General features: G+C 72.3%; 18 protein-coding genes and 1 pseudogene. 8 read left to right on the forward strand and 11 right to left on the reverse strand.

The genetic code is table 11. The annotated features are described in order from the left end of the window. Positions 1 to 49: 49 nt before the first annotated feature. From CR938_RS03345 to nfi, 5 genes are all read right to left on the reverse strand, one after another. Entirely contained in the window at positions 50 to 379 is a 330-nt protein-coding gene (locus CR938_RS03345; RefSeq protein WP_162123658.1) for a hypothetical protein, read from the reverse strand. Between the two features lie 76 nt (positions 380 to 455). Continuing rightward, a complete protein-coding gene (locus CR938_RS03350) occupies positions 456 to 1,370 on the reverse strand; it encodes a peptidylprolyl isomerase (protein WP_211365163.1) in 915 nt (304 codons plus the stop codon). A gap of 77 nt (positions 1,371 to 1,447) precedes the next feature. Continuing rightward, positions 1,448 to 2,692, reverse strand: coding sequence for a polyhydroxyalkanoate depolymerase (locus CR938_RS03355; protein WP_162123670.1), 1,245 nt, complete (start codon positions 2,690 to 2,692; stop codon positions 1,448 to 1,450). Positions 2,693 to 2,813: 121 nt separating this feature from the next. Further along, a complete protein-coding gene (locus CR938_RS03360; protein ID WP_162123659.1) occupies positions 2,814 to 3,674 on the reverse strand; it encodes a pirin family protein in 861 nt (286 codons plus the stop codon). An 88-nt stretch (positions 3,675 to 3,762) separates the two neighbouring features. Continuing rightward, positions 3,763 to 4,587: a deoxyribonuclease V gene (nfi, locus tag CR938_RS03365; RefSeq protein ID WP_246190952.1), complete on the reverse strand. Its 825-nt coding sequence runs from the start codon at positions 4,585 to 4,587 to the stop codon at positions 3,763 to 3,765. On the opposite strand from nfi, the gene gpmA reads away from it, so the two are divergent. From gpmA to CR938_RS03395, 5 genes are all read left to right on the forward strand, one after another. After that, on the forward strand, positions 4,558 to 5,307 hold the full coding sequence (gpmA, locus tag CR938_RS03370) for a 2,3-diphosphoglycerate-dependent phosphoglycerate mutase (RefSeq protein WP_162123661.1): 750 nt from the start codon (positions 4,558 to 4,560) through the stop codon (positions 5,305 to 5,307). The two genes, nfi and gpmA, sit on opposite strands and share 30 nt — an antisense overlap. A gap of 797 nt (positions 5,308 to 6,104) precedes the next feature. Continuing rightward, complete coding sequence (locus tag CR938_RS03380; protein WP_246190953.1) at positions 6,105 to 8,228, forward strand: TonB-dependent siderophore receptor; 2,124 nt, start codon at positions 6,105 to 6,107, stop codon at positions 8,226 to 8,228. 31 nt (positions 8,229 to 8,259) lie between these two features. Continuing rightward, the gene (locus CR938_RS03385) at positions 8,260 to 8,571 is read left to right on the forward strand and encodes a hypothetical protein (protein WP_019398461.1); all 312 of its coding nucleotides are present in this window, start codon (positions 8,260 to 8,262) and stop codon (positions 8,569 to 8,571) included. Between the two features lie 12 nt (positions 8,572 to 8,583). Further along, positions 8,584 to 10,272, forward strand: a complete 1,689-nt coding sequence (locus tag CR938_RS03390) for a PepSY-associated TM helix domain-containing protein (protein WP_162123662.1) — start codon at positions 8,584 to 8,586, stop codon at positions 10,270 to 10,272. After that, positions 10,265 to 10,639, forward strand: a complete 375-nt coding sequence (locus CR938_RS03395) for a DUF3325 domain-containing protein (protein ID WP_162123663.1) — start codon at positions 10,265 to 10,267, stop codon at positions 10,637 to 10,639. The genes CR938_RS03390 and CR938_RS03395 overlap by 8 nt, the downstream gene beginning before the upstream one ends. Here the strand turns inward: CR938_RS03395 and CR938_RS03400 are convergent. From CR938_RS03400 to CR938_RS03420, 5 genes are all read right to left on the reverse strand, one after another. After that, positions 10,581 to 11,078 carry an arsinothricin resistance N-acetyltransferase ArsN1 family B gene (locus tag CR938_RS03400; protein ID WP_162123664.1) on the reverse strand — a complete coding sequence of 166 codons (498 nt, stop codon included), beginning with the start codon at positions 11,076 to 11,078 and terminating at the stop codon, positions 10,581 to 10,583. The two genes, CR938_RS03395 and CR938_RS03400, sit on opposite strands and share 59 nt — an antisense overlap. A 60-nt stretch (positions 11,079 to 11,138) precedes the next feature. After that, positions 11,139 to 12,353 carry an SDR family NAD(P)-dependent oxidoreductase gene (locus tag CR938_RS14425; protein ID WP_211365164.1) on the reverse strand — a complete coding sequence of 405 codons (1,215 nt, stop codon included), beginning with the start codon at positions 12,351 to 12,353 and terminating at the stop codon, positions 11,139 to 11,141. After that, entirely contained in the window at positions 12,350 to 12,859 is a 510-nt protein-coding gene (locus tag CR938_RS03415; RefSeq protein WP_019398466.1) for a GNAT family N-acetyltransferase, read from the reverse strand. Before CR938_RS03415 ends, CR938_RS14425 begins: the two co-directional genes overlap by 4 nt. A 21-nt stretch (positions 12,860 to 12,880) precedes the next feature. Further along, complete coding sequence (locus CR938_RS14750) at positions 12,881 to 13,012, reverse strand: hypothetical protein (protein ID WP_281350209.1); 132 nt, start codon at positions 13,010 to 13,012, stop codon at positions 12,881 to 12,883. A gap of 92 nt (positions 13,013 to 13,104) precedes the next feature. Continuing rightward, positions 13,105 to 14,265 (reverse strand): MFS transporter, encoded by a 1,161-nt coding sequence (locus tag CR938_RS03420; protein ID WP_246190954.1) that lies wholly within the window; start codon positions 14,263 to 14,265, stop codon positions 13,105 to 13,107. Positions 14,266 to 14,360: 95 nt separating this feature from the next. On the opposite strand from CR938_RS03420, the pseudogene CR938_RS14755 reads away from it, so the two are divergent. The 3 genes and pseudogenes from CR938_RS14755 to CR938_RS03430 form a co-directional block, all read left to right on the forward strand. Further along, positions 14,361 to 14,873 (forward strand): annotated as a pseudogene (locus CR938_RS14755) (LysR family transcriptional regulator); the annotation flags it as partial. Positions 14,874 to 14,994: 121 nt separating this feature from the next. Further along, complete coding sequence (locus CR938_RS14760; RefSeq protein ID WP_281350210.1) at positions 14,995 to 15,300, forward strand: LysR substrate-binding domain-containing protein; 306 nt, start codon at positions 14,995 to 14,997, stop codon at positions 15,298 to 15,300. An 82-nt stretch (positions 15,301 to 15,382) separates the two neighbouring features. Then, a complete protein-coding gene (locus tag CR938_RS03430) occupies positions 15,383 to 16,954 on the forward strand; it encodes a phospholipase D family protein (protein ID WP_162123666.1) in 1,572 nt (523 codons plus the stop codon). A 10-nt stretch (positions 16,955 to 16,964) separates the two neighbouring features. On the opposite strand, the gene CR938_RS03435 is transcribed toward CR938_RS03430, so the two are convergent. Next, a complete protein-coding gene (locus CR938_RS03435) occupies positions 16,965 to 17,570 on the reverse strand; it encodes an HD-GYP domain-containing protein (protein ID WP_162123672.1) in 606 nt (201 codons plus the stop codon). Positions 17,571 to 17,580: the final 10 nt, after the last annotated feature.

The raw sequence follows: 17,580 nt of genomic DNA on the forward strand, positions 1-17,580 counted from the left end.
GGACGGCTCCCGTAGGGTTTGGCAATCCCCCAAAGCATAGCCGCCCCGGTCAGTCCTTGCCGTCCTCCTCCCCGTCCCCGTCGCCCCACAGGCCGTCGTGCTCGAACTCGGCCACCACACCCAGGCGCCAGGCCAGCTCCTCCACCGCCTGGCGGACGCGGCGGGCGGTATACGCGTTCGGGGCCTCGACCTCGATGTCGTGGACGCCGGGGCCCAGGTCGTCGGACAGGCCGGCCGAACTGGAATCCTCGTCGTCCATGTGCGGCATCAGGTCGGCCACCTCCTCGACGTGTTCGATGCCTTCCAGGCTTTGCAGGAGGTCGACCACGGCGCGCAGGTCGTCCTCGCTGCCGATGATGCGGATGCGCAACTGCGGCATGGCGTGTTCCTCCCGGGGAGCGGCACGAGCCTGCCCAGCGCCGCATCAAGGCCGGGTGAGGGCCGCCCGGCCGGGGTCAGTCCGGCGCGCGGCGGACCGGCAGCGGCACATTGCACAGGTCGATGTGGCCGGCCGGACGCACGTAGAAGCCGTCGCGGCGGTTGCGCCGCGACTCGACCAGCTCGCGGAAGGTGGCCGTACCGGTGCGCAGCAGCTGCAGCCGCTCCCGCCCTGCCTCCGGCACGCTGGCGGCCAGGCGCACGGCACGGATCGGCACCCAGCGCGCCGGGTCCTCGAGGAAGCCCATCGGTTCCGGTCCGCGCGGCAGGGACGAGAGCAGCTCCATGCCCTGGACCACGCGCCCGACCAGGGTGATGTTGCGGTCCAGCTGGCGCGGCGCCTGGCCGATGACCACATACAGCTCGCCGCCGGTGCTGGTGTCCGGCGCCATGTCGCGGGCGGCGCCGACCATGCCGTAGCAGTGCGCCAGCCAGGCCTTGCCCGCGGCCGGATCGCGCGCGGCCGGGAAGCCGTCGGCGAAGCCGACCTCGGGCGCCCAGCCGTCGGCATCGGGCAGGGCGTCGAAGTCCAGGCCGGCGGCGTCGCGCTCGAACTCGGCCGGCAGCTTCGTGCGTGCCGAACCCAGCGGTCTGGCGCGCGCCGGGTCGTCGGCGTGGGCGTCGCCGAACTGGACCACGAAGTTGTCCTGCACGCGGTAGACGTGGGCGCCGTCCCAGAAGCCCCCGGCGGCCAGGGTGCGGATGTTGGCCACGTGCTCCGGGGCGAAGCCGGGGGCCAGCTCGATCACCACCCGGCCGGCTTCCAGCTCCAGGTACAGGGTCCGCTCCGGGTCCAGCTCGCGCCAGTCGCCGGCGGGCGCGGCGTCCAGGATCTCCTGCATGCCGCGGTAGGGTGGCGGCTCGGCGCCGGCGAGGGCGGGGGCCAGCAGCAGGGCGCAGGCCAGCAGGGACGGACGCAGGCGCAGGGACATGGGCGGCTCCGGTCGGTGGACGTGCCCCCGATTCTGGCCCGTCCCCGGGGGCGCCGGCCAGCCACCGCCACGCCGCGCTAGCCGGCGTGGCGGGCGATGAAGTCGCGCACCTGCGGGTAGACCTTCTCGCGCCAGCGGCGGCCGCTGAAGATGCCGTAGTGGCCGGCGCCCTCGACGGTGAGGTGGCATTTGTCCGCCTCGGCGATGCCGGTGCACAGGTCGTGCGCGGCCCGGGTCTGGCCGAGGCCGGAGATGTCGTCCAGCTCGCCCTCGATGGTCATCATCGCCGTGCCGCGGATGGCGGCCGGCCTGACCGGCTCGCCGCGCACCTTCCACTTGCCGCGCGGCAGCAGGAACTCCTGGAACACGATGCGGATGGTGTCCAGGTAGTACTCGGCCGGCATGTCCAGCACGGCGTTGTACTCGTCGTAGAAGCGGCGGTGGGCCTCGGCGTCCTGCAGGTCGCCCTTGACCAGGTTGCAGTAGAAGTCCCAGTGCGACATGAAGTGGCGGCTGGGGTTCATGGCGATGAAGCCGGCATGCTGCAGGAAACCGGGGTACACCGCGCGGCCCTCGCCGGGGTACGGCGGCGGGACGGTGTGGATGACGTTGTTCTCGAACCAGGACAGCGGATTGCGCGTGGCCAGGTTGTTGACCGCGGTGGGGCTGCGGCGGGCGTCGATCGGGCCGCCCATCATCACCAGCGAGCGCGGCACAGGCTCGCCACGCGCGGCCATCAGCGAGACCGCGGCCAGCACCGGTACGGTCGGCTGGCACACCGAGACCACGTGCAGGCGTTCGGCGCCGATGTGGCGGATGAACTCCTCCACGTAGGCGATGTAGTCGTCCAGGCTGAAGGCACCCTCGGCGGCCGGCACCATGCGCGCGTCGATCCAGTCGGTCACGTAGACCTTGTGGTCGCGCAGCAGGGTGCGGACGGTGTCGCGCAGCAGGGTGGCATGGTGGCCGGACAGCGGCGCCACCACCAGCACCACCGGGTCGGCCTTGAGCGCGGCGATGGTGGCGGCGTCGTCGCTGAAGCGCTTGAACCGCACCAGCCGGCAGAAGGGCTTGCGGATGACCTCCTGCTCCAGCACCGGCACCACCCGGCCCTCGACCTCGACCTCGTGGATGTTCCAGGGCGGCTTCTCGTAGTCCTTGCCCAGCCGGTGGATCAGCTCGTTGGAGGCGGCGATCCGCTCGGCCCCCGGCAGGGTGGACACCCAGCTCGACGGGTCGGAGAAGATGCGCGCGTTGGCCTCGGCCAGGTGGACCCAGGGCGCCATCATCGCGCGGTTGAGTTCGTGCAGCTGGTAGAGCATGGACTGACCACGCTTGGGCTGATGGTGTTGCATCGCAACATCCTAACCCGCCGGGCGTATGCAAGGCGATAAGAGTCGCATATCGCGTTGAGACGGCGCCAGCCGCGGGTCGGCATACGGGTCAGTAGGGCGGAAGCGGGATGAACTCCTCGTCGCCCTCGATCCGGCCGAAGCGGCCCTCCAGCCAGTCCTGCTTGGCCTGCTCGATGCGCTCGCGCGAACTGGAGACGAAGTTCCACCACAGGTGGCGGCGGCCGTCGAGCGGCTCGCCGCCCAGCAGCACCGCCTTGAGCGGGGTGAGCGCGCGCAGCTTCGGCTGGCCGGGGTCGGGCAGGATCAGGTGCCGCGCCGGCACGTCCGCGCCATCCAGCTGCGCCTGGCCTTCGAGGATGTACAGCGCCCGCTCGGCGTGGCCGGCGTCCAGCGCCAGCTCCGCGTCCGGTTCCAGGTCCAGGGCCACCGCGAGGGTGTCGGCGAACACCCGCACCGGCGCTTCCTCGCCGTAGGCGCGGCCGGCGATCACCCGCAACAGGGCGCCGCCGCGCTGCTGCCACGGCAGGGTGTCGGCGGCGTGGTGGTGGAAGGACGGCTCGGCTTCCTCGTGCGTGCGGGGCAGGGCCACCCAGGTCTGCATGCCGTGCACGCCGGCGCCGTGGGCGCGTTCGGGCGCGGGCGTGCGTTCGGAGTGGACGATGCCGCGGCCGGCGGTCATCCAGTTCACGTCGCCCGGGCGGATCACCTGGTCCGAGCCGAGGCTGTCGCGGTGGCGGATGGCGCCGTCCCACAGGAAGGTCACCGTCGCCAGGCCGATGTGCGGGTGCGGGCGCACGTCGATGCCGCGGCCGGGCTCGAACACCGCCGGGCCCATGTGGTCCACGAACACGAACGGGCCGACGCTGCGTGCCTGCAGGGTGGGTACGGCGCGGCGCACCTGGAATCCCTCGCCCAGCTCGTGCACGCGCGGTTCGATGAAGGTGGTCATGGCGGCGACCTCCGGTGGGACTGCCCGCAGCATGGCACGGAGCGGGTGCCGCGACGCGTGTATGCCGGCGATGCAGTGTTGCACCGGGTCAGCCCCGGCGTGCCGCCCCGTCGCGCCGGGAGGCCAGGCGGTCGGCCAGGCGAGTGGGCTCGGGCAGGCGGTAGCCGGCCAGGCAGCGCAGGACCAGCGCCACCGCGCCGTCCAGCGAGACGCGGGGCCCCGGCGAGACGATCAGCGGGTTGCAGCGCGCCTTGCTGCGCAGGGCCATGCCGACCACCTCGCCCTGGTGCAGCACCGGGCTGCGGTCGCCGGGCCGCGGGCCGGGCGGGTCGAAGTGGCCGCACAGCAGGCGCTTGGCCCCGCCCACGGTGGGCAGGCCGGTGGCCACGCCGAAGTGCGCGGCGATGCCCAGCCGGCGCGGATGGGCGATGCCCTGGCCGTCCACCATCACCAGGTCCGGCGCCGTGGAGAAACGGTCCAGCGCGTGCAGCAGGGCCGGCAGCTCGCGGAAGCTGAGCAGGCCCGGCACGTAGGGCATCCGGGTCGGGACCCGCACCAGATGGCGCTCCAGCGGCTGCAGCGTGTCCGCGTCCAGCAGCACCGCGGCGGCGCGGGTGGTGGCACCGCCGTCGTCGAAGCCGACATCGAAGCCGGCCACGGTGCGCGGCGCGTCCGCCAGCGCGTCCTGCAGGCGCACCTGCGCGGCCAGCTGCCGCTGCAGCTGGCGCGCGCCGGCGATGCTGCCGTCCCAGCCGGGGAAGGGATCGGAGGCGGAAACGCTCATCGGCCCGATTATGGCCGGGCGCGGTGAAGCGCGGGCGAGGGCGCGGCCGCGCCGGTACAATCGGCGCCCGTCCGTCATCCCCACCCGGAGATTCCCACAGTGACCCGCAAGCTTGTCCTGCTGCGCCACGGCCAGAGCCAGTGGAACCTCGAGAACCGCTTCACCGGCTGGGTCGACGTCGACCTCACCGACCAGGGCCGCGCCGAGGCGGTGGCCGGCGGGCGGCTGATGCGCGAGGAGGGCCTGCGCTTCGACGTGGCCTACACCTCGGTGCTCAAGCGCGCCATCCGCACCCTCAACCTGGCCCTGGCCGAGCTGGACCAGGACTGGATCCCGGTGCACAAGAGCTGGCGCCTCAACGAGCGCCACTACGGCGCGCTGCAGGGCCTGGACAAGGCCGAGACCGCGGCCAAGCACGGCGAGGAGCAGGTCAAGATCTGGCGCCGCTCCTACGACACCCCGCCGCCGGCGATGGCCGCCGCCGACCCGGGCCATCCGGCCAACGACCCGCGCTACGCCGGGCTGGACCGCAACGCGCTGCCGTCGACCGCGTCGCTGGCCACCACCCTGGACCGGGTGCTGCCGTACTGGCACGACGCCATCGCCCCGTCGCTGAAGGCGGGCAGGACGGTGCTGGTGGCCGCGCACGGCAACTCGCTGCGCGCGCTGTACAAGTACCTCAACAACGTCTCCAACGAGGACATCCTCGAACTGAACATTCCCACCGGCATCCCGCTGCTGTTCGAGCTGGACGACGAGCTGAAGGTGGTCTCGCACCGCTACCTGGGCGACCCGGAAGCCGCGGCCCGCGCCGCCGCGGCGGTCGCCGCCCAGGGCAAGGCCAGGTAGGCAACCATCGAAACACCCGGCCCCGGCCGGGTGTTTCGTTTCGTGCGGCAGGCCCCTGCGTATCCGACGATCCCGCGCGCGGCTTGCCGGCCTCCTCGCGGTCACGGCGGTGATCGGCTTCCAGGCCGTGCCGGGGTTCGCCTGCCATGGCCGGGACCTGCGCCGGTTCGCCATCGGCCCGGGTGTCTTCGTCCTGCCGCCGCTGCTGCCGGCGCTGGCCTCGCTGGCCACCGCCAATCCGCTGCGCGCGGTGGGCGCCTGCGCGCTGTTCGCGCCCTGGCGGCTGTGGACCGGTTACGTGGACTGCATCCGGCCCGATGCCGGGGGGCGTCCATGGCGTATGTGCCGGTACTGCCGTACGGCTTCCCCAGCGCCGTGCTGGGTGCGGTCCTGGCCGGGCCGGTGTGCCGCCGGCTGGGCATCGCCATCGATCCCTGATCCGCGCCGTACTGCCGGGGCAGGGCCATGGCGCTTGCGGAATGAGATCGATTCGCATTTAATGCGTGCAGCAGCGCCACCCAGGACGGCCGCACGGACCCGCACCCGCCGATGCAGCGCGGGGAAAGGCGAGGCACTCCAAGGCAGCAGGCTGCACAGCCCGGCACCGGACGCATGAGCGGCCGGCCGGGGCGCTTCCGCTGCCGCCACCGCCATGCCACTGGTCCATGCCGCCCATGCCTGAAGCCGCCATCGCAGTTGGCTTGCGCGGGCGGGGCCGTGGCCCGGCGGCCGGCCTCCCATGTCCTTCCCGGAGTCGTCACATGAGTCCTCGCTGCAACCCGTCGTTTCCCGTCCCGATGCCTGCCCCCCGCCGCCGCACCCTTGCCGCGTGGGTGGCGATGGCCGTCGTGCTGGCCGCGCCCGCCGCGTCCGTGCTGGCCGGGGAGAGCGGCGAGCCGGCCGCCACCGAGCTGGACGCGGTCCTGGTGGTCGCGCAGCGCGCCAGCCGCGTCAGCAACGGCGCGACCAACCTGGACCTGGAGATCAAGGACACGCCGCAGTCGATCAGCGTGGTGTCCAGCGAACTGATGCGCCAGTTCGGCGCCAACAGCGTCAACGACGCGCTGCGCCTGGCCACCGGCGTGCGCGTGGACGAATGGGAAACCAACCGCACCAGCTACAGCGCGCGCGGCTTCGATATCCTCAACACCCAGATCGACGGCGTCGGCATGCCCAACAGCTGGGGGATCGCCACCGGCGCGATGGATACCTTCGGCTACGAGAAGGTCGAGGTGATCCGCGGCGCCAACGGCCTGCTGACCGGCGTGGGCAACGCCGCCGGCACGATCAACTACGTGCGCAAGCGCCCGACCAACCATGCGCAGGGCATGTTCGGCCTCAGCTACGGCTCGTGGAGCACGATGCGCGCCGAGGCGGACTACTCCACGCCGTTCACCGCCGACGCCACCTGGGCCGGCCGCGTGGTGGCCGCGCACGAGGACGGCGATTCCTGGCTGCGCGCCAACAGCAACCAGCGCGACTTCGTCTACGGCGTGGTCGATGGCCAGGTCGGCGAGAACGGCACGCTGGCCATCGGCTACTCGTACCAGCGGGCGAAGTCCGACGGGATCATGTGGGGCGCGCTGGTGTTCATGGACAGCGACGGAACCCAGAACGAATGGCCGCGCGATGCCACCACCACCCAGGACTGGACCTGGTGGAACACCACCAACCACACCGCCTTCGTCGAGTACACACACCGCCTCGGCGACGCCTGGCAGCTGAAGGCCGCCTACAACTACCGGCGCGCCACCGGCGACGAGCGCATGTTCTATGCCTATGACGGGCAGGGCACGGGGCTGGAGCCTGGCACCGGCCTGGGCCTGGTCGGCTATCCATGGGGCGGCGACGACGAATCGACCGCGCACCTGGGCCAGGTCAGCCTGGATGGCACGTTCGAGCTGTTCGGGCGCGAGCAGCAGGCGATGGTCGGCGTGTCCCTTTCGCGCAGCGAAGCGATCAACCACGAGCGCACCGCCGACTTCTCCTCGCCGGCCTGGGGCCCGCTGCCGCCGTTCCCGTACCCGACCGAAGCGATCCCGGAACCGGCCTGGAGCGAACGGTCGCAGTACTCGCTGCTCAACCAGCGCCTGGCACGCGCGTTCGGCGCCACCCGCATCTCGCTGACAGAACGCCTCAACCTCATCGTCGGCGCCAACCACGCGCGCTACCGCCGCGACGGCTGGTCCTACGACCTCGGCTTCGACCAGACCACCAGCCATACCAGCCCCTATGCCGGCCTGACCTTCGACTTCAGCGACCACGTGCTGGGCTACGTCAGCTATTCGGACATCTACCAGCCGCAGGACCAGGTCGACGCCAACGACCGCTACCTCGATCCCAGCAAGGGCGTGAACTACGAGGCCGGCATCAAGGCCGAATGGCTGGACCAGCGCCTGCTGACCACCGTGGCCGTGTTCAAGGCCGACCAGCAGGGCCTGGCCACGCCGACAGGCCAGTACAACCAATACGGCCAGAGCATCTACGCGCCGGTGGACGTGGAAGCCCGCGGCATCGAGCTGGAAGCGGTCGGCCGGCTCACCGACAACCTCGACCTGGTGCTGGGCTATACCGCGCTCAAGCTGGATGGCCTCAACGGCGATGACACCTATCCGTGGGTGCCGCGGCGCTCGGCGAACCTGGTGCTGAGCGCGCGTGCGCCCGGCTACGCGCCGCTGTCCTATGGCATCGGCGGGCGCTGGCAGAGCGAGGTCTCCAACGTCGAAAGCAGCGGCCTGCGCGTGCGCCAGGACAGCTACGCCGTGGTCAATGCGTTCATGGCCTGGGACTTCCTCGACAACGCCAGCCTGCGCCTGAACGTCAACAACGCGTTCAACGAGAAGTACATCAACACCCTGCGCTACAGCGGCTACTACGGCGCGCCGGCCAACTACAGCGTCACCCTCGACTGGCGCTTCTGATCGACCACGCTCCCCACGGAACCACGCAGCCATGTCCGCCACGTCGATCCGTTCCCGCCATCCACGCCTGCAGCTTGCCGCGCGGGTCGGTGCCGGCGTGGTGGGCGGCTATGTCTTCGCCTGGGGCTTCATTGCCGCTGGCATGGCGTTGATGTTCAAGGCCGGGATGGAATTCCACGATGCCGAGTTCGTCGCCAGCGCGCTGGGCCTGCTGCTGTGGCTGGCGGTGCTGCTGGGCGTGGTGGCCGGGCGCCGCAATCCGGCCTGGGCCTGGCTGGGGCTGCTCGGCGGCGGTGCGCTGCTGGCGGCGCTGGGCTCGTTCGTGCAATCGACGATGGCCTGAAGGAGACCACGCATGTTCCAGAACTTCCGCCAGGCCATGGCATGGCTGCATACCTGGTTCGGCCTGGTCCTCGGCTTCGTGCTGATGGCTGCGTTCTTCTTCGGCGCCCTGTCGGTGTTCGACCGCGAGATCGACCGCTGGGCGCTGCCGGCCACGCGCTTCGAGCCGCAGCCCATGCCCTCGTTCGAACGGGTGCTGCGGCCGGCGTTCGAGCGCCTGCAGCCGGATCCGGCCCTGGTCGAGGCGATGCGCCCGCGGGTGGATGGGCCGATGCCGGAACGCTTCGACCGCATCGCCTACTGGAGCGCCTACACCACGCATCGCGATCCGGTGTTGGCGATCTACGCCGGCTGGGAAGTGCCTGGCGCCAGGGACCCGGACGAGCAGCTGTACGCGCTGGGCACGATCGATCCGCGTGACGGCTCGGCGCTGCGGGACGACCAGCTGAAGATCGGCAGCGGGTTCTTCTACCCGATGCACTACAGCCTGACCGTGGACTGGAAGAACCTGGGTTTCTGGATCGTGGGCCTGGCCGCCATGGCGATGCTGGCGGCCCTGGTCAGCGGCGCGGTCATGCACCGCAGGCTGTTCCGCGAGCTCTTCACCTTCCGCCCCGACCGTGCCCGCCTGCGCAGCGTGCTGGACCTGCACAACCTCACCGGCGTGGTCGCGCTTCCGTTCCACTTCTTCTTCGCCTTCACCGGACTGCTGATCTTCGCTTCGACCTACTACTTCCCGGTTGGCCACACCCAGCTGCACGACCTGCACGAGTTGCACGAGAAGCACGAGGCCGCCGCACTGGGCCTGCCGCACGGCCGTTCCGGCGTGCCTGCGGGGCTGGCCAACGTGGATGCGATGGTGGCCGAGGCGCAGCGACGCTGGGAGGCGCGGGGCATGGCCGGCGATGTCGGCTTCCTGGTGCTGCAGCACGTGGGCGATGCCAACGGCTACGTCAGCGTGTACCGCGCCGGCACCGACCGCATCGCCCTGGTCGGGCAGGGCATCCACTTCAAGGCCGATACCGGAGAGCTGCTGCGCGAGGATCCGCCGGCCACGCCGGCGGCGCGGGTGGCGGAGTTCCTCACCGGCCTGCACCTGCAGCATTTCCGCCACTGGCTGCTGCGCTGGCTGTACGTGCTGGGCGGACTCAGCGGGGCGGCATGCATCGCCACCGGCTTCCTGTTCTTCGTGGAGAAGCGCAAGCGCCAGCATGCCGCGCGCGGCAGCCAGGGGGCGCGCATCGTCGACGCACTGGCGGTGGCCGCGGTGACCGGCATGGTCCTGGCGACCCTGGGCATCCTGGTGGCCAACCGCGTGTTGCCGGAAGACCTGCCCGGGCGTGGCGACTGGGAGCGCTGGGCGTTCTGGGGCACCTGGCTGGCTTCGCTGGTGCATGCCGCCTGGCGCAGCGCGCCGGTGGCGCGCGGACTGCCCAATCCGGCCTGGCGCGAGCAGGCCTGGGCGATTGCGCTGCTGGCCGTGGCCGCGCCGGTGCTGAACTGGATCACCACTGGCGACCACCTGCTGCGCACCATCGGCCAGGGCTACTGGCCGGTGGCGGGCGTGGACCTGTCGCTGCTGGCGGCCGCGGCGATTTCCGCTTCCGTCGCAGTCCGTCTTGGGCGCAAGGCCCGCCCTGCCGCGGCCGCAGCCGCGCTGCGTGGGGCCGCGGCCGGGCAGGGGGAGGCGGTGCATGCCTGATGCCCTCCTGCATGCCGCAACCCTGCTGGCCTGCGTGGCCGGCATGGGCTGGCTGGCGCTGGCCATGGACGTGCACGCGCGCCAGGCCTGGGGCAGGGCGCTTGGACCGGGTGCTGCGCGACTACTGCGGGTGCTGGGCGGCACGGCGCTCTTCGTCGGCCTCCTGCTGGCCCTGGCCGCCGACCACGCCAGCATGGCGGTACTGGTCTGGGTGATGGCCCTGGCCGGTGCGGCGCTGGCGGTGGCGTTCGCCCTGGCCTGGCGTCCGCGCTGGTTGCGCTGGCTGGCGCCGTGGATCGGCGTGGCGGTCAGGACCCCTGCAGCATCAGCTGCCAGTAGCCGACGTCGATCCAGCGGTCCTGCTTGAAGCCGACCTCGCGGAAGCGGGCCACGTTGCGGAAGCCCAGGCGCTCGTGCAGGGCCACGCTGGCGGGGTTGGGCAGGGCAATGCCGCCGATGGCGGTCCGCATGCCGTCCGCGCGCAGCTGCCCGAGCAGGGCCGAGTACAGCGTCCGCCCGATGCCGCGACCGGTGCAGGCCTGGTCGAGGTAGACCGTGGTTTCGACCGAGTAGCGGTAGGCACAGCGGCCCCTCCAGCGCGAGGCGTAGGCATAGCCGCGGACCGCGCCGGCTTCGGCAGCCACCAGCCATGGCAGGCCGGCCTCGAGGGTTTCGCCGATGCGCGTCCGCATCTCCGCCGCCGATACCGGCGCGGTCTCGAAGGTGATGCAGGTGTCGGCGACGTAGGGGTTGTAGATCGCGGCGATGGCCGCGGCGTCCTCTGGCGTGGCACTGCGGATCTGCATGGGGGCTCCGTGTCGGGGCGCGTCGCGGCGATGCTAGCGCGCGATGCGGCCGGATGCGGGCTAGGCGTGGATCAGCCGGCCACCGGCGAAGGCCCAGTTTTCCCAGGTGGTCTCCTTGAAGCAGACCATCACCTGCTCCGGATCCAGGCCTTGCGCTTCCAGCCGCTGCATCAGGTCGGCCAGCAGCTTCTTCTTCACCTTCACGCTGCGTCCGGCCGACCACAGGATCTCTATCAGGACGAAGTCCTCGCCGCGCGGCGAGGACAGGTCCGGATAGCTGGGGTCGTAGCGGAAGTCGGCCGCTTCCAGCTCCAGCACGCGCTGGAAGCGGTCGGTTTCCGGAACCCCGGAGGCGACCAGGGCGGCGTGCACGGCATCGAGCAGGCGGGTCTTGAATTCCGCGCTCTTGGGCTTGCGGACGGTGGCGGTCACCCGTGACATGGCGGTGCTCCTAGTGGGGGATGCGGGCAGCATACGTCCGCCATGTTCCGGTGGCGGAACGGCGGACCGGCGCGCTACAGGCCGCCGGTGACCGCAAGCACGCTGCCGGTCCCGCAGGACGCCTGCGCGGACAGCAGCCAGGCCACCGCCGCGGCGACTTCCTCCGGCTGGCCGGGACGCTGCATCGGGATGCGCGCGGCGACCCGCGCCGCGCGCCCGGGTTCGCCGGCGTGCGCGTGGATGGTGGATGGTGGTGTCGATGGTGCCCGGTGCCACCGCGTTGACGTGGATGCGGTGTGGCGCCAGTTCGCGCGCCAGGCCCACGGTGAGCGCTTCCAGCGCGGCCTTGGAGGCGGCATAGGCCACGTATTCGCCGGGGGAGCCGGTGCGCGCGGCCACCGAGCTGATGTTGACGATGTCCGAGCGTGCCTGGCGCCCGCGCCAGCGCCGCGCGGCCTCGCGGCACAGGCGCACCGGCGCGGCCAGGTTCACCGCGAGGATGCGTTCCAGGTCGGCGTCGTCCAGCGCCTCGATCGGGCCCAGCCGCCCGGTCACGCCGGCGTTGTTGACCAGCGCGGCCACCGGTCCCAGTGCCTCGGCGGCATCGAACAGCCGGGGCGCGGCATCGGCGGCGGTGACGTCCAGGCGCAGCGCCCGGCAGCTGCGCGCGGACGGATCCAGCGCCGCCTGCAGCGCGGCCGCTTCCGCATCCGGGGACGAATGGGTGAACAGCACCGCATGGCCGCCGGCATGCAGCCGTTCGACGACGCAGCGGCCGATGCCGTGGCTGCCGCCGGTGACGATCGCCACCGGACGCGTGTGGGAAGGGCTCATGCCTCGACCTCCGGGGCCGGATCCGTGGATGGCGTGCCGCCTGCCTCGACCGGCGGCAGCTCGCATTCCATCACGATGTTGCAGCGGGCGTACCGGGGGTGCGGGCCGCGGTGCACCGCGCGGAAGCCGAAGGCCTCGTAGAGGTGGATGGCGGCGCCCAGGCGCGTGTTCGAAAACAGGCGCACGCGCCTGGCGCCCAGCTGGCGCGCCCGCTGCAGCGCCGTGGCCAGCAGGATCCGGCCCCAGCCCTTGCCGCGTTCGCCGGCGGCCACGGCCATGCGCGCCAGCTGCATCACCCCGTCCTCCTCGCGCAGCAGCGCGCAGGCACCGATGACCTCGCCGCGGTTGCTGAGGGTCAGGATCGAGCCGCCCTCGCGCACGATCCGCATCGGGTCGCGTGCCAGCGCGCGGTCGGCTTCCTCGAGCCGGAAGTACTCGCCGATCCAGGCTTCGTTGAGGCGGATGAAGTCGGCGGCATGCTGTTCGTTGTCGTAGTGGATGCGCATCGGAACTCCATGGAGCGGGGGTCATCCGCACAGCGCGGTGGTCCAGGCGCCCAGCCAGGCGGCGACCACGCGCGGGTGCAGCCAGGCCGCGAACAGCAGCACGCACGCCACCGAGGCGGCCAGCAGCGCGACGGCGGCGCGGAGGCGGCTCATGCGGCGGCCGGCGCGGGGGAGCGGAGCAGCGGGCGGTCGTCGATCGGCCAGTGCAGGGCGGCGGCGAGCACGCCCAGGGCGATGGCCAGCAGTCACACCAGGGCGTAGGAACCGGTCGCCTCGAACACGCGCCCGCCCATCCACACGCCCAGGAACGAGCCCAGCTGGTGGCCGATGAACACCAGGCCGAACAGGGTGCCGAGGTAGCGCAGCCCGAACACCCCGGACAGCACGCCGTTGGTCAGCGGTACCGTGCCCAGCCACATCAGGCCCATGACCGCGGCGAAGGGGTAGAGCGTCCACGGCCCCGGCGGCAGCAGCACGAACAGGGCGATGGCGACACTGCGCGCCAGGTAGATCCCGGCGAGCAGGTACTTGGGCCGGTAGCGGCCGCCGAGCACGCCGCAGGCGTAGATCCCGGCCACGTTCGCCAGCGCGATCGTGGCCAGCGCGGCCACCGCCGCCTCCGGCGCCAGGCCGCGGTCGGCCAGGTAGGCGGGCAGGTGGTTGGCGATGAAGGCCAGCTGGAAGCCGCAGGCGAGGAAGCCCAGGTTGAGCAGCCAGAAGCCGCGATGGCCGCAGGCCTCGCGCAGGGCTTCGCCCAGCGCCTGCGGGGGAGCGGACTGCGCACCGGCGGCCGGGCGCGGTTCGCGCAGCACCCGCGCCAGCGGCAGCACCAGGGCGAACGCCGCGGCACCGGCCAGCAGCGCGCCCTGCCAGCCCAGGCCTTCGATCAGCCCCTGCGTCGCCGGCACCAGCAGGAACTGGCCCAGTCCGCCCAACGCGCCGGCCATGCCCACCGCCCAGGCCCGGCGCTCGCCGGGCACCTGGCGGCTGACCGCGGCATAGACCACGCCGAACGCGGTCCCGGCCAGGGCCAGGCCGGTGACCACGCCCGCCGCCAGCACGAACCCGGCGGCGCTGGTGGCGCGGGTCATGCCGTACAGCCCGAGCACGTACAGCACCACGCCGCTGGCGACCACCCGCCCGGAGCCGTGGCGGTCGGCGACCATGCCCGCCAGCGGCTGGGCCAGGCCCCAGACCAGGTTCTGCACTGCAAGGGCCAGGCCGAACAGTTCCCGCGACCAGCCGCGGGTCCCGGTGACCGGCAACAGGAACAGGCCCTGCACGTGGCGCAGGCCCCGGGCCAGGCCCATCACCACGCCGGCCGCCGCCACCACCATCCACACCCGGGCCCGGCCGGGTCCGGGTTCGCATGCGGTCATGGAATCCTCGGGGATGCGGGAAGTCATGGCGGCGATCCGTGTAAGCTGCGGTTGCCGCCATTAACCGTGGTCGGAGCGTCCGGCTCAAACGAGATTTCGGACTACACGCATGCGCTGGAGGAATGCGAGTGGACCTGCACCGTTTGCCTTCGCTGGACCTGCTGCGCGGCTTCGTCGCCGTCGGACGGCGGCTGAGCATCACCGAGGCCGCGCGCGAACTGTGCCTGACCCAGTCGGCGGTCAGCCGCCAGGTGCAGGCGCTGGAGGAGCAGCTGGGGACCCGGCTGTTCCGCCGCGGCCATCGCTCGCTGGCCTTCACCGCCGAGGGGGAACGCCTGTTCCGCAGCGCCGACGCCGCCCTGCAGCAGCTGCAGGACGCGCTGGGCGCGGTGCGCGAGCGCGCCCGCAGCCGGCCGGTCACGGTCAGCGCCACCATCGGCTTCACCGGGCTGTGGCTGCTGCCGCGCCTGAGCCGGTTCCAGGCCCGGCATCCCGGCGTGGACGGGCGGGTGTCGGCGCACAACCGCGTGGTCGACCTGCGCAACGACGGGGTCGACCTGGCGATCCGCTACACCAGCGCCGAACGCGCGCCGCCCGGGGCACGCCTGCTGTTCCATGAGACCGTGGTCCCGGTCGCCAGCCCGGCGCTGCGAGTGGGCGCGCTGGAGGGCCCGGAAGCGCTGGCCGGGCTGACCCTGCTGGAGTTTCGAGAAGCCCGGCTATCCCTGGATCCAGTGGCTGCCCTGGCTGGCCTCCATCGGCTGGGGCCAGGCACGCCCGCGCGCGATCCTGCACTTCAACCAGTACGACCTGGTGATCCAGGCCGCGCTGGCCGGGCAGGGCATCGCCCTGGGCCGGCGCGAACTGGTGCGGCCCTTGCTGGAGGAGGGGCGGCTGGTGGTGCTGGACCAGCTGCCGGCGCCGGCGTCTTCCGGGCATGGCTACTGGCTGCTGCAGGCCGAGGCCGAGTTGCGCCCGGAAGTGGCGGCGGGGGCTGCCTGGATCGAGGACGAGGCAGGCCAGGAGGCGACCGCGCCGCTGCATCGGCTGCTGGCCGAGTAGGCCGGACACGGCGGCGCGCCCGCATGCGGCGTCCTCGCGGGTCCGTGCCTACAATCCGCCGATCCACACCGGCGAGGGCGCGATGAAGGCGAAGGCGAAGAAGGTCCTCAAGTGGCTCGCGCTCGGCCTGGCCGTGTTCGCCATGGCCTCGCTGCTGTCGCTGTACGCCTACGGCCGCTTCGCCGAGCGCGCGCGCGGCGAGGTGGTCATGGCCCTGCCGCTGGCCGACGCGCAGACCGCGATCGACCGCGCGGTGGTGCCGCTCACCGACGCGCGCCCGGGCCAGACCGGCATGGTGATCCTGGGCGACAACCTCGACGCCTTTGCCGTGCGCGCGATGACCGCGCGTTCGGCCGGGCGCAGCCTGGACCTGCAGTACTACATCTGGCACGACGACTTCACCGGCAACATGCTGCACAACGAAGTGCTGCGCGCGGCCGACCGCGGGGTGCGCGTGCGCCTGCTGCTGGACGACATGAACGCGCATGGCAGCCACTCGGCGCTGGCCGCGCTGGACACCCATCCCAACATCGAGGTGCGCCTGTTCAACCCGACCCGCGCGCGCAGCGGCACGCTGGCGCGCGGCGCGGAGCTGCTGTTGCGCTTCTTCAGCCTCAACCGGCGCATGCACCACAAGACCTGGCTGGCGGACGGGCGGGTCGCGGTGGTCGGCGGGCGCAACATCGGCGACGAGTACTTCGATGCCGCCGCCGACGTGAACTTCATGGACACCGACCTGGCCCTGGTCGGCGATGCGGTGGGGCAGGCCGAGGCGGTGTTCGACGCCTACTGGAACAGCGCCTCGGCCATCCCGCTGGCGGCGCTGGTGCGGGCGCCGGAGGGCGCACTGGAGCGGACGCGGCGCAGCCTCGGCGCCGGCCACGGCTCCGACCGCGCCGGGCCCTACCTGGAACGGCTGCGCGGCTCCAGCCAGGTGCGCGAGCTGCTGCAGGGACGCCGGCCCCTGCTCTGGACCCGGCACGCGCGGCTGGTGTCCGATTCGCCGGAGAAGGCCGAGGGCGCCGAGCCGGGCCCGGACTGGACCACGCCACTGCTGCTGGCGCGCATGGACCGGGCCGAGCGCAGTCTGCGGCTGATCTCGCCGTACTTCGTGCCCGGCCAGGCCGGGGTCGACTGGCTGGCCGGCATGCGCCGGCGCGGGGTGGAGGTCGGCATCCTCACCAACTCGCTGGCCGCCAACGACGTGGTCGCGGTGCACGGCGGCTACGCCGGCTACCGCGTGCCGCTGCTGCGGGCCGGGGTGGGGCTGTACGAGCTGAAGGCGCAGGGCGAGCGCGAGGGCAGCCTGTTCGGCTCCAGCGGCGCCAGCCTGCACACCAAGGCCTTCGTGGTGGACGGGCGCGGCGGCTTCGTCGGCTCGTTCAACCTGGACCCGCGCTCGATGAACCTCAACACCGAGATGGGGCTGCTGTTCGAGTCGGAGCAGGCGGCGGCCGAGCTGGAGGCGCTGTACCGGCGCAAGACCGCGCCGGAACTGGCCTACCGCCTGGCGCTGGACGGCGAGGGCCGGCTGCGCTGGCACGACGATGCGGCGCAGCCGCCGCTGGCCTGGGACCGCGAGCCGGACGCCGGGTTCTGGCGCCGCCTTGGGGCCGCGCTGGTGGGCTGGCTGCCGGTGGAGTCGCAGCTCTAGCCGGCCGCCGTCACAGGTGCGAGTGGCGGCGCAGCAGCACCTGCAGCTTGCGGAACACGTCCGGGTCGATCTTGTGGCCGGATTCGCCGTCGAGCACGGCCATGGCGGCGTGGGCGCCCAGCAGGGCGCGGTACGGGCGCAGCGAGGTCAGCGCGTCGTAACGGTCGGCCACCGACAGGATCCGCGCTTCCAGGGGAATCGCCGTGCCGGCCAGGCCGTCCGGGTAGCCGCTGCCGTCGAAGGTCTCGTGGTGGGAGCGGATGATCGCGGCCACCGGCACCGCGTCGTCGCGCCCCGTGGCCAGGAACAGGCGTTCGCCCAGCTCGCTGTGCGCGTGCATGGCCGCGCGCTTGGCTTCGTCGAGCCGGCCGGGGAACAGCAGCACGTCGTCGCGCACACCGATCTTGCCCACGTCGTGGAAGCGCGCCGCCACCGCCAGGTGGTCCAGGCGGTCGCGGTCCAGGTCCAGGCGCTGGCCCAGAAGCCGGGCCAGCCTGCACACGCGGTCGCAGTGGCTGTCGGTGTAGCTGTCGCGCTGCTCCAGGGCCAGGGCCAGGGCGTGGAGCGAACAGGATGTGTCGGCGAACTGCCGGAGCGGATCGGACGGGTCAGGCATGGGAGGTGGC

The organism is Pseudoxanthomonas taiwanensis, assembly GCF_010093135.1.
Classification (GTDB): domain Bacteria; phylum Pseudomonadota; class Gammaproteobacteria; order Xanthomonadales; family Xanthomonadaceae; genus Pseudoxanthomonas; species Pseudoxanthomonas taiwanensis.